The sequence below is a fragment of the Leptolyngbya sp. FACHB-261 genome (assembly GCF_014696065.1).
GTDB lineage: Bacteria > Cyanobacteriota > Cyanobacteriia > FACHB-261 > FACHB-261 > FACHB-261.
In genome coordinates, this window is sequence record NZ_JACJPL010000031.1 from 812,429 (window position 1) to 823,901 (window position 11,473).

An 11,473-nucleotide genomic window follows, 5' to 3' on the forward strand; every position below is an offset into this window, starting at 1 on the left:
TAGCGCCGACTTTGTAATCACTAAGGCAGCCTCGGACCACAGTTCGCTTGTAGGTTGAATGAGTATGAGTTCTTCGAGGACAGCTTTTATGAAGTCCGTTCGTAGCTGGTTGGCGCTGCTGTTACTGACCTTGATCACAGCCTTCACGGTGGTCGCCTGTAGCGGTAGTGGAGGCAGCACAGGCAGTGCGACAGATAATGCAGGGCCGATCAAAGTAGGTTCCAAAGATTTCACCGAGCAGTTCATTCTGGGCGAAATGTACGCGCTAGTCCTGGAAAACAATGGTTTTAAAGTCGAGCGCAAACTCAACCTGGGTGGCACACCTGTGGCTCAGGCAGGTCTTTTGGATGGTCAAATTGATCTCTATCCGGAGTACACCGGAACTGGTCTGCTGACGGTGCTGAAACTGCCTCAGAATAGCGACCAGAAACAGGTCTATGACACAGTTGCCAAAGACTACAAAGAAAAGTTCAACCTGGTCTGGCTAGAGCCATCACCAATGAACAATACCAACGCTTTTGCCGTGACTCAAGAGGTCTCGCAGAAATACGGTATCAAGACAATTTCAGATATGGTTGCCCAAGGCAGTCAGTTGACTATTATTGCCCCACCTGAATTTCAGGCCCGCGAAGATGGTTTGCCTGGGGTGATCAAGGTGTACGGCGATCCTAAATTCAAAAAGATTATTCCTGCTGATCCAGGCTTGAGATATCAGGCTTTGACCAATGGCGAAGCAGATGTTACGCGAGCCTTCAGTACCGACGGTGAAATTAGCGCTTTTAACCTGGTCCTACTCGAAGACGATAAGGGTTTATATCCGCCTTACCAAGTCGCGCCTGTGGTGCGGCAAGAGACTTTGGATGCCAATCCAGGCATTGGCGATGCGCTCAATAGCTTAGCGCCCAAAATTACCAATGAGGCTATGCAGCGGCTTAACTTTGAAGTCAGCGGCAAAAAACGTGAACCGGCTGAGGTAGCCAAGGAGTTTTTAACTCAAGAAGGCTTATTAAAGGGCACCTAAACTGCTTAGAGTTCTTAGTTCCAATCTTGAATTCAAATTCAAAGCCAGAAGAGAGTCAACTGACAAATTATGAAGAACTCGAATGCAGGGGCTCCCCCCAACCAACAGCCAGGTTTTACGCAGGGGGCTAAGGGACCTAACAACAAGCCGCCGAGCTTTGTTCAAGGCACTGGACGACGCAGTGCACCGAAATCTGCCGCTTCTGAATGGCGGGCAATGGCAGCGGCAATACGGCGTTTGTTCAGTGCAGGTGTTCTGTCTCCCAGTGGACATGGCAACATCAGCACCCGTCTGCAAAAGGATCAGGTTCGGATTCTGCTCAAGGACCTGGTCAGCGATGATTTAGCAGTGCTGCAACTCACGGGGGAAATTGATTGCGGCGAACTATCCGCAGAGACTCACCACATCATCCCGATGCATACGGTCGTGTACCAGACTCGCCCAGAGGTTGGTGCAGTGGTTCACAGCCATTCGCCTTACGCTAGCGTGTTTGCCCTGGCCCACATGCCCTTGCCTTGCTATTACGAATCACTGTTGCATTTCGGGCAGGTGGAAGACATTCCGGTCGCCGCCTGGGGACCCCGTGGCTCAAAAGCATCGATTCAGGGAATTGCCGATGCTCTCGAACGCCAACCGGCCACCCAAGCCGTGTTATTGGCCAATCATGGTGTCCTTGCCTTTGGTCCAGACGTGCTCAGTGCGGTCAACCTGCTGATTACGATTGAGGAGGCCGCCGCTGCTACCCTAAAAGCCAGGGCACTCGGTGGGGCCAGGCCCTTTCCTGAAGGAGCTTTTGACCATATTCTGGCGGCTTACATTCCTGCCAATCATCCCCTGCCAGAAGGCCAGGACGGAGAGGGCTAGAGCGATCTCGAAGCCGTCTTGATCGGCCAAAATTGACAATTTTCTAAATCCCTAACGTTTGAGAAGACTACAAATCAATTCGCCTGGATCATTGGGCTTGAATGGCACAGCCAGTCCGTCTTTTTGCACTCGAAAGTGGCCCCGGCAGTTATAGATTTCGAGCGGTCTTTCTACCCCATCAACACTTACCACTGCTCTATACTCCCAGACATATTTAGCACTGCGCTTAATTTTCAGAATACAGATAGTGTGGTCATGATAGTTGCGACAGGAGGCCGCTTCCACGGGCGGAGCAACGATAAAAGGCAATATCAGAAATAGCAGTAGAGCAATTAGTTTGGCAATGTTCAAAGCTTGCTGCTTTTTCAAAATGAATAATGAGGGAATTACATCATCACTGGAGTTTGAACCTGCATGGGGGTTATGCTGCGTTCACCCAAACTTTCATCGTGGTGAGTTGCATTGGACCGAACTGAGTGGCTAAGGCAACATCAGCAGCATCACGACCGTAAGCAATGGCAATGCGATTGCCACGGGGCTCCTCTTGAGTGGCATCAAAAGTGTACCAACGGTCGCCAACAAACGCTTCAAACCAGGCGTGTAGATCCATAGGATCAAGCTGATAGAGGTAACCAACTACCATCCGGGCCGGAATGCTGAGACTACGGCACAAAGCAATGCCTAGATGGGTGAAATCTCGGCAGACGCCTACGCGCTGTTGGGCAGTTTCTGTTGCGGAGGTTGAAGCGTCGCTGGTGCCGTAACGGTATTCAATATTGCTGTGGATCCAATTGCGAATTGCCTCCACTTGAGCATAGCCAGCCGCCTGATCTCCCACAATTTTGCTCGCTAGATCCCCGAGTTGGTCAGCTTGACAGTAACGACTGGGTAACAGGAACTGAAGGACAGTTTCAGGCAAATTTTGCACCAGCACAAACGCCGCATCGGGCTCAACATCAATCGCGTCAGCGGTCTCAACACAGGCAGTTGTATGGACCGAAAAAGTGCCTTCAGGAGCCACTAAGCGTTGGCACAAATTGCCGTAGCCATCGGTGTACTCGACAATGGGCACAGCGGGCTCCAACTTGTACTCTTCTTGCACTACCCATTGTCCAGCGCCGCTCCGGGGTCGGAGCATCAGAATCAGGGGGGTTGGCCCACTGGCTTCAAAGGTGATTTCACAGCCGGCATCCAAGCGCATAGGGCTCTCCGGAAAAAGAACTATCTGGAAATTGCCATCTACCGGTCTAACAGAAGCGCCACAGAGCAATGGCTAACCAGACCACCAAACCAAAACTGAAACTGTATAGACCCGATCAATTTGGAGGGGATCATCCCACCTAGGCGTACAATAGTTCACCGTGGCGAAACGGCATTGGAGCTTTCGCCGGCAGTTTTCCCGTTACCTCTCTCGCCAGCCATGCCAAAGGTTCTTGTTTCCGATCCCATTGATCAGGTCGGGATTGATATCCTCTCTCAGGTCGCTCAGGTTGATGTCAAAACCGGTCTGAGTCAAGACGAGCTGATCCAGCTGATCCCCGCCTACGAAGCTATTATGATCCGCTCCGGCACCCGGTTGACGGCGGAGGTGATTGAGGCCGGTGCCAATCTCAAGATTATTGGCAGAGCAGGGGTTGGCGTAGACAACGTTGACGTCCCCACAGCCACGCGCCACGGCATCGTGGTCGTGAACTCACCAGAGGGCAACACAATCGCAGCGGCTGAGCATGCCTTGGCGATGATGCTCACGCTCTCGCGCTACATCCCCGACGCCAACGCCTCGATTAAGACTGGAACCTGGGACCGCAAGAGCTTCACTGGCGTTGAGGTTTACAAGAAAACCTTGGGCGTTGTAGGGCTTGGCAAGATTGGCTCTCACGTTGCCACCGTGGCAAGGGCAATGGGCATGCGCCTGCTAGCTTACGATCCCTACCTGTCTTCAGAGCGGGCTGAACAGTTGGGGTGCAGCCTGGTCGAACTCGATCTGCTGTTCTCTGAGTCGGACTACATTACCCTGCACCTGCCCAGAACCCCAGAAACTAGCCACCTGATTAATGCTCGGACACTGAGCTTAATGAAGCCCACAGCCCGCATCGTTAACTGTGCACGGGGCGGCATCATTGACGAACAAGCCCTCTACGAAACCTTGAAGGCTGGCAAGATCGCCGGAGCAGCTCTGGATGTGTTCGAGAACGAACCGTTAGCAGCAGACTCTCCCCTACGCAGCCTGGGCAAGGAGATGGTGCTAACGCCTCACTTAGGCGCATCGACCGAAGAAGCGCAAACCAACGTGGCCATAGACGTGGCTGAGCAGATTCGGGATGTATTGCTAGGCTTGCCAGCCCGTAGCGCGGTCAACATTCCGGGCTTACGACCCGATGTATTGCAACAACTCAAGCCCTACCTGCAACTAGCAGAAACCTTGGGTAACTTGGTCAGCCAATTGGCAGGCGGACGGATTACCTCGCTCGACGTTCGGCTCCAGGGAGATCTGGCCACCCGCGAAAGCCAGCCGATTTTGGTCGCAGCCCTCAAGGGTTTGCTGTCCCAGGCGTTGCAGGAACGGGTGAACTACGTCAATGCCAGCTTGGAAGCCAAGGAACGGGGCATCCATGTCACTGAAACCCGCGACCCCAGCGTCAAGGACTACACCGGCTCGATTCATCTGGTGGCAGAAGGCCCCCTAGGTCGTCGCTCGGTGACAGGGGCGCTGTTGGGCGAAGACGAAATCCGGATCACCAACATTGACGGCTTCCCGATCAACGTGGCTCCCAACCGCTACATGTTGCTGACCCTGCACCGCGATATGCCCGGCATCATCGGCAAGATCGGTTCCCTGCTGGGCAGTTTCAATGTGAACATCGCCAGTATGCAGGTCGGTCGCCGCATGGTTCGAGGCGATGCAGTCATGGTCGTCAGCATCGACGATCCGCTGCCAGAAGGACTGCTCAGCGAGATTCAAGGCGTATCGGGTATTCGCGATGCTTACATCGTGAACCTGTAACCGTGAACCTGTAGCAGCAAGCAGTATGTCAGGAGCAATTCGCGTTGGCATTGGTGGCCCAGTCGGTTCGGGCAAGACAGCATTGGTCGCCGCGCTCTGTCGGACGCTGCGTGAGCGCTTCTCGATGGCAGTGGTCACCAATGACATTTACACACGCGAGGATGCCGAGTTTCTAACCCGGCACGGGGCGCTAGAGCAGGACCGCATTCTAGGCGTAGAGACAGGCGGCTGCCCACACACGGCCATTCGGGAAGATGCCAGTTTGAACCTGGACGCAATTGCGGTGCTTGAAGCCCGCTTACGCAACTTGGAGTTAATCCTGGTGGAGTCTGGTGGCGATAACCTGGCCGCAACCTTTAGCCCAGAGCTGGTCGATGCCTGCATCTACGTGATCGACGTTGCAGAGGGCGACAAGATTCCCCGTAAAGGTGGACCCGGCATCACCCGCTCTGACCTGCTGGTGATCAACAAGATCGATCTGGCTCCCTATGTTGGTGCTGACTTAGGCGTGATGGAGCGCGACAGCCAGCGCATGCGAGGCAACAAACCCTTTGTATTCACCAATCTGCGCAGCGGTGAGGGGCTAGAGCAGGTGCTTGCCTGGCTGGAGCGTGAGGTTTTGTTCGTCAGCGCCAGTGCCAATGCCAGTACCAGTGCCAGCCCTGAAAATAGCGGCTAGTTCTGCTCGTGTTGGGGCCAGCCGAGCGTTACCGTCAAGCCAGTGCCCTGCTGTTGGGACAGACAGCTACGGATTGCATGCATCAGCTCCGCCATTGAAACCGAGTTGGGCAAGCACAGCGCTTGGGCCGATTGCAGAGCCTCATACAGTGGGTCTGGTAGTGGGTCTGGAGTCAGGGCAGCCTGCTCATATCGCACGGGCTTATCGAGAACTTGGCCTCCAGACTCAAACAGAACGCAGTTGAACACACTTTGGTGGCGCTGGCGGTCATCCAGCACCACCAGGGGTAGGGAACCCTGAAGCCGAGAGTTCAGGCAATGAATCAGCTCCAGCCCACCAGGCAACTGTTCTGGCTCTTGATAGCGCAGCAGCAGCAATAGCAGGTCACCATTCCCACTCTCAATCTGGCGGCGCACATCATTCGGATTCTGAGTTAGCAACACCCGATAACCCGCAGCACGCAGGTAGCGAGCCAATAGGGTTGAGCGTCTGGGCAAAGCACCGGTTTCAAAATCGGCATTCTGGCCTCTGGCAGTTTGCCCCTTGGTCTTGGGTTCACTGAAGTCGCCCAGCAGCAGCAATGGTCTGGTGGTTTGGCCCACCATGCTCTGCAACACCTGAAGCACAGTAGTTGCAGAGGGAACTTGACCAGCCAGTTCTAACGGTAGAATGCGCAGATTCAGATCGGCGGTGGAGCTATGGAACGGCAGATCTAGGCTGTTGGCAGGCGGTAGACAGACCAGGGGCAGCGAGGCCAAAACAGTCATTTGACTCAGTGTGCGCAACGCCGTCACCAAATCTCCTTCAGGAATGTCCAGAAGAACTACATCCGGTTTCCAAATGCGGGCCAGCAACTCCCCTTGTTCAAGACCATCCGCCTCCAGCAGACGATAGCCGCAGCAGTGTAGCAGTTCGGCTAAGCCGGGCAAGCGGTTCGCTTCCGCTCGATGCAAAGAGTCCGTAGAGCCCAACCTCAAAACGGTAATGCCTTCGGGGATAGCCTGGCTCTGAGCCCGCGTTTCGAGATCCAGGAGTAGGCGTTGCAGATCGCGGGACTGAATCGGACGGCTCAAAAAGCCATCAGCACCCGCAGCCAACGCCTGCCGCCGCTCAGCCTGGCTAGCCGTGACTACCACGGCGATGCCCCGAGTCTCGACTTGCTGCTTAAACAGGGACAGCACATCCCAACCCGATAAGCTGCCGAGGAAAGGACTTAAGAAGATCAAGCCTGGTTTAAGCCGACGAGCCTTTTCCAAGGCTTCTAGGCCAGAGCGGGCAACGGCAACCTGATAGCCCAGAGGCGACAGCAATTCCGAGAGGATATTCAAGTCAGTGGGCACCGCCTCAACAATCAGCACCAGGTCGCTGCCCAGAGCATTAGGCCCTTTCAAGGGATTGATCGCTTCGGTCCGACGCGTCGCTCCTGGCATGGGCGAGGTGAGGTCAAGCGGCGGATTGGGAGGCAACAGCAGGGTGAACTGGCTACCCTTGCCCTCTTGAGAAACAAAGGTGACATCCCCGCCGTGCAGGCGGGCGAGGCGCTGTGTGAGTACAAGTCCCATGCCCGTGCCCTCAAACTGGCGAGTCAAGGGGCTTTCAAGTTGCTGAAATTTTTGAAAGATCAGGTGTTGCTTCTCAGCTGGAATCCCAATACCGGTATCGCTGACGATGAAAGCAATCCAACTCTGCCAACGACACACACTGAGGCTGACTTGACCCGGAGGCGAGGTGAATTTGAAGGCGTTAGATAGCAGATTCACCAGCATCTGACGCAGGCGAAACTCGTCACCCACCAACTGCTCTAGATCGGGGTCAATGGATAGAGAGAACTGAATGCCAACATTGCTGCTAGGGTCCTGGCTGCTGCTACGGTGCTGAAACAGGCGTCGGGTTTGCTCAAGACTCAGTTGGCAAACGCCTGCTAAGTCAATTGCCTCAGGCAAAAGCTCTAGCTGGCCAGTCTCGACTTTAGCCAGGTCCAGAATATCGTTGATCACTGCCACCAAATGGCGACCACTCTGGTGAATGAGGGTGGCATAGCGCTTTTGGCGTTCGTTTAAAGGTCCAACCGTCTCCTCCACCAACATGCCGGCCATGCCCAGAATCGAGGTGAGGGGGGTTTTCAGCTCATGACTGATACAGGAGAGAAAATCATCTTTGACCCGGTTGAGCTGTACTAGGTCTGCATTACGGGCCTCTAGCTCGCGGGCAACCTGGTGTTGCTCTGTGATGTCCTGCGCCAAGATCAGCCTCAAACTGCCACCGAGCAGTGGAGCCTGAATTAATTGCCAAGTGTGCTCATTACCATCAGCGCTACGACACTGGTAAACCGGCACTGTACTTTCCTGGCCTGGAACCGATAGCAAGATGCAAGTTGCCTGCTCCTGACTGGAGCTTGCAGTTGCCAGTTCTGGCTGAAGCTCACCTAGTTGTTCTTGCCAGAGACGATTAGCCTTCAACAACTCTCCGCCAGAGGTAGACAGCATCACCGGCAGGGGCAAACACTCTACTAAGTGAGTCAGTGAGTCCAGGGCCGGAGTCTGCACAGTCTCGACTGACTGTACAGTCGCATCCGGGCGCTCGCCCCAACCAAGACACCAAGTGTGCAGGAGTCGAAAGCCATCAAGCAAGCCGACAAACGTACCCTGTTCATCGACCAAAGCCCAGAAGGGTTCAGGCGAGGTCTGCCAGAGAGACCAAAACTCGGCTAGGGAGCGGTCATGACTAACTACCGGCAGCGGTCGTAGGCAAGTTCTTACTGTAACTGGGTGAGCGCTCGAGCCAGAGTGGGTTTGGAGCAGTAGAGCTACGGCATCAACTTGGCCTAGGGGCCGATTCTGCTCATCTAGGGCAACCAAGAGGCGCGTCGGTTGTGTGAGCGAATAGGGATCCAGCAGCGCAGCAACCTCAACAGCCGTTGCCGTGGCTGGACAGGTCGGGGCTGGCTGAGCGAACCAGTTCAACAGAGAAGCTTGCATATTGCCGCTCGCGCCGAGGCGATCAGGAAGCAGTCAGCGAAATCACAAATCCAAACCCATCCAATCCAAACCCATCCACCATTCAAGGCACCAATACTAAATGAGATTAACCAGATGGCTCTCTGCTCAGCGCCTCAATAAACTCTAATTATGAACTATGGCTCTGATGAGAGGCATTGCTGAGCAGAAGCCAGCGTTCTGGTGACGTGTAGCGCTTATAGTATTTTCTGAGGATTGAAAAGGCTCCAAGTTATTTTAGGATTCTGCTTCCTGCTGCTGACCGAGTGGCCGAAGGATTACCAGTCGCTGGCGACTCAAACGGAGGCCTCAAACAGAGGAAGTCAGTTCAAACAATACTGCCTCGACCTGCTTAGTCATCTAGGTGATCTGCTTAGCCAACTGCCTGCTTTCTACCTGTCCTATAAATTGATAGCCTAGGAAAGTCCATGAGTCAGGCTATCAGCCGTTCTTTAAGTCTGCCTCCGCTTGCCAGCCACCTCCGGTTAGGGAAAACAGCCGCCTTGTCAGACTCCTCAGAGCCTACCAGCAACTCCCTCAGTCAGCACCACAGCTTAGCCGATAAGCTCAAGGAGCGCCTGGGTTATCTTGGAGTATATTACAAACGCGATCCCCGCCGTTTCTTGAGACGTCTGCCAGAGCCGGAGCGCCAGGAATTTTACCGGAAGTTGTACTCGACCTATCGTGGGATTATTTTGAACTACTTTCGGTCCAATGGTGATTTAAACCAACGGATTGACGAGTTCGTGAATCTAGCTTTCTTTGCGGACATTTCAGTGTCCCAAGTTCTAGAAATTCACATGGAGCTCATGGACGCCTTCGCTAAGCAATTGAAACTCGAAGGGCGCAGTGATGAGATCTTGCTGGACTACCGAATCGCGCTGATTGATGTGATCGCCCATCTGTGTGAGCTGTACCGCCGCTCCATCCCCCGCGAGCCGTAGAGTTTATCATGAAAAAAACCTACGTTTTAAAGCTTTACGTCGCTGGTAACACCAGTGCCTCAGTCCGAGCGCTCAAAACCCTCAATGACATTTTAGAAACTGAATTTCAAGGGGTCTACACACTCAAAGTGATCGATGTTCTCAAGAGTCCGCAGTTGGCTGAAGAAGACAAAATTCTGGCAACGCCAACTCTAGCCAAGATTCTGCCCCCACCTGTACGCAAAATCATTGGTGATCTGTCAGACCGGGACAAAGTTTTAATTGGTTTAGACTTGCTGTACGAGGAATTAGAAGACCATGAGTGAAGCTTCGAGCCTGGGGGCTTCCATGGACGGCTCTGAGCCCCAAATCGGTGTGGAGTCCCCAACCTTAAGCGACCTTAACAGCAGAGCAGATGGGCGTGGTGTGCGGAAGATTCGCACGCTAATCGAAGGGTTTGACGATATCAGCCACGGCGGTCTGCCAGTAGGGCGCACCACTCTAGTGAGTGGCACCTCGGGTACTGGCAAAACGCAGATGGCGGTGCAGTTTATCTACAACGGCATCATTCATTTCGATGAGCCAGGCATCTTTGTCACTTTTGAAGAATCCCCTGCTGACATCATCAAGAATGCCTACAGCTTCGGCTGGGATTTGCAAAAGCTGATCGATGACGGTAAGTTGTTCATCTTGGATGCCTCGCCAGATCCTGAGGGTCAAGATATTGCTGGAGATTTTGATCTGTCGGCCCTGATCGAGCGCATTCAATACGCAGTGCGCAAGTATCGAGCCAAGCGAGTTTCGATTGATTCGGTCACTGCCGTATTCCAGCAGTACGACGCTGCGGGCGTCGTGCGCCGTGAAATCTTTCGCTTGGTAGCGCGATTGAAGCAAGTGGGCGTAACCACGATCATGAGTGCCGAGCGCATTGAGGAATACGGTCCCATTGCTCGCTTTGGGGTAGAAGAATTCGTTTCAGACAACGTGCTCATTTTACGCAATGCCCTAGAGGGCGAGCGCCGCCGCCGTACGATTGAAATTCTCAAATTGCGTGGCACCACACACATGAAGGGTGAGTTCCCCTTCACGATGACTAATGATGGCATCAGCATCTTCCCTCTGGGGGCAATGCAGTTAACTCAGCGCTCCTCCAATATTCGCGTCTCTTCTGGCATTCCAACCCTCGATGAGATGTGTGGCGGTGGTTTCTTCAAAGACTCGATTATTTTGGCTACCGGAGCAACAGGGACAGGTAAAACGCTGCTGGTCAGTAAGTTCCTTCAAAATGCTTTTTTGATCAACGAGCGCTCAATTCTCTTCGCCTATGAAGAATCGCGCGCACAACTCTCACGAAATGCTTCTTCTTGGGGAACTGACTTTGAGGAGATGGAGGCGAGGGGCCTACTCAAAATTATCTGTGCCTACCCTGAATCTGCAGGTTTAGAAGACCATTTGCAGATTATGAAGCGGGAGATCGCAACCTTCAAACCCTCACGCATTGCGATTGATTCGCTATCTGCCCTGGCTAGAGGTGTGAGCAACAACGCCTTTCGCCAATTCGTGATTGCTGTAACCGGTTTCGCCAAGCAAGAAGAGATTACTGGCCTGTTCACTAACACGACGGATCAGTTCATGGGCTCCCACTCGATTACGGAGTCTCACATTTCAACGATTACGGATACGATTTTGCTGCTGCAGTATGTTGAAATTCGTGGCGAAATGTCACGAGCTCTCAACGTCTTCAAAATGCGTGGCTCCTGGCATGACAAAGGCATTCGAGAGTATGTCATTAGTGACAAGGGTGCTGAAATCAAAGACTCATTCAGGGGCTTCGAGCGGATCATTAGCGGTTCGCCCACTCGAATTGCCATTGATGAGAAGAGTGAACTCTCTCGCATTGTGCAGGGAGTCCAGTTGATGGGACCAGAGGATGACCTTTAGGCAAAAAATTGAGCGGCGCAGCGAAATTACTAAAACGACATAATT

The 11,473-nt window shown here is 53.5% G+C and carries 10 protein-coding genes; 7 read left to right on the top strand and 3 right to left on the bottom strand.

Translation table 11 applies throughout. The features are described 5' to 3' along the window. Nucleotides 1-88 precede the first annotated feature (88 nt). Nucleotides 89-1,021 (top strand): glycine betaine ABC transporter substrate-binding protein, encoded by a 933-nt coding sequence (locus tag H6F94_RS28885; RefSeq protein WP_190805707.1) that lies wholly within the window; start codon nt 89-91, stop codon nt 1,019-1,021. Between the two features lie 69 nt (nt 1,022-1,090). Next, complete coding sequence (locus H6F94_RS28890) at nt 1,091-1,885, top strand: class II aldolase/adducin family protein (protein ID WP_199320697.1); 795 nt, start codon at nt 1,091-1,093, stop codon at nt 1,883-1,885. A 51-nt stretch (nt 1,886-1,936) separates the two neighbouring features. Here H6F94_RS28890 and H6F94_RS28895 read toward each other — a convergent pair whose 3' ends face one another. Both H6F94_RS28895 and H6F94_RS28900 read right to left on the bottom strand, forming a co-directional pair. Then, complete coding sequence (locus tag H6F94_RS28895; RefSeq protein WP_242041453.1) at nt 1,937-2,236, bottom strand: hypothetical protein; 300 nt, start codon at nt 2,234-2,236, stop codon at nt 1,937-1,939. Between the two features lie 70 nt (nt 2,237-2,306). Continuing rightward, nucleotides 2,307-3,086, bottom strand: coding sequence for a transglutaminase family protein (locus H6F94_RS28900; protein ID WP_190805708.1), 780 nt, complete (start codon nt 3,084-3,086; stop codon nt 2,307-2,309). A 219-nt stretch (nt 3,087-3,305) separates the two neighbouring features. On the opposite strand from H6F94_RS28900, the gene serA reads away from it, so the two are divergent. Both serA and ureG read left to right on the top strand, forming a co-directional pair. Continuing rightward, nucleotides 3,306-4,889: a phosphoglycerate dehydrogenase gene (serA, locus tag H6F94_RS28905; protein ID WP_190805709.1), complete on the top strand. Its 1,584-nt coding sequence runs from the start codon at nt 3,306-3,308 to the stop codon at nt 4,887-4,889. Nucleotides 4,890-4,914: 25 nt separating this feature from the next. Further along, on the top strand, nt 4,915-5,568 hold the full coding sequence (ureG, locus tag H6F94_RS28910; RefSeq protein ID WP_190805710.1) for an urease accessory protein UreG: 654 nt from the start codon (nt 4,915-4,917) through the stop codon (nt 5,566-5,568). On the opposite strand, the gene H6F94_RS28915 is transcribed toward ureG, so the two are convergent. Beyond that, the gene (locus tag H6F94_RS28915) at nt 5,565-8,546 is read right to left on the bottom strand and encodes an ATP-binding protein (protein ID WP_190805711.1); all 2,982 of its coding nucleotides are present in this window, start codon (nt 8,544-8,546) and stop codon (nt 5,565-5,567) included. The genes ureG and H6F94_RS28915 overlap by 4 nt on opposite strands. A gap of 446 nt (nt 8,547-8,992) precedes the next feature. Between H6F94_RS28915 and H6F94_RS28920 the strand changes: the two genes are divergently transcribed. The 3 genes from H6F94_RS28920 to kaiC are packed head-to-tail and all read left to right on the top strand — an operon-like array spanning nt 8,993 to nt 11,428. Next, nucleotides 8,993-9,508, top strand: coding sequence for a circadian clock protein KaiA (locus tag H6F94_RS28920; protein WP_190805712.1), 516 nt, complete (start codon nt 8,993-8,995; stop codon nt 9,506-9,508). A gap of 8 nt (nt 9,509-9,516) precedes the next feature. Further along, the gene (kaiB, locus tag H6F94_RS28925; protein WP_190805713.1) at nt 9,517-9,813 is read left to right on the top strand and encodes a circadian clock protein KaiB; all 297 of its coding nucleotides are present in this window, start codon (nt 9,517-9,519) and stop codon (nt 9,811-9,813) included. Beyond that, complete coding sequence (gene kaiC, locus H6F94_RS28930; protein WP_242041454.1) at nt 9,806-11,428, top strand: circadian clock protein KaiC; 1,623 nt, start codon at nt 9,806-9,808, stop codon at nt 11,426-11,428. The genes kaiB and kaiC overlap by 8 nt, the downstream gene beginning before the upstream one ends. The last annotated feature ends 45 nt before the right edge of the window (nt 11,429-11,473 follow it).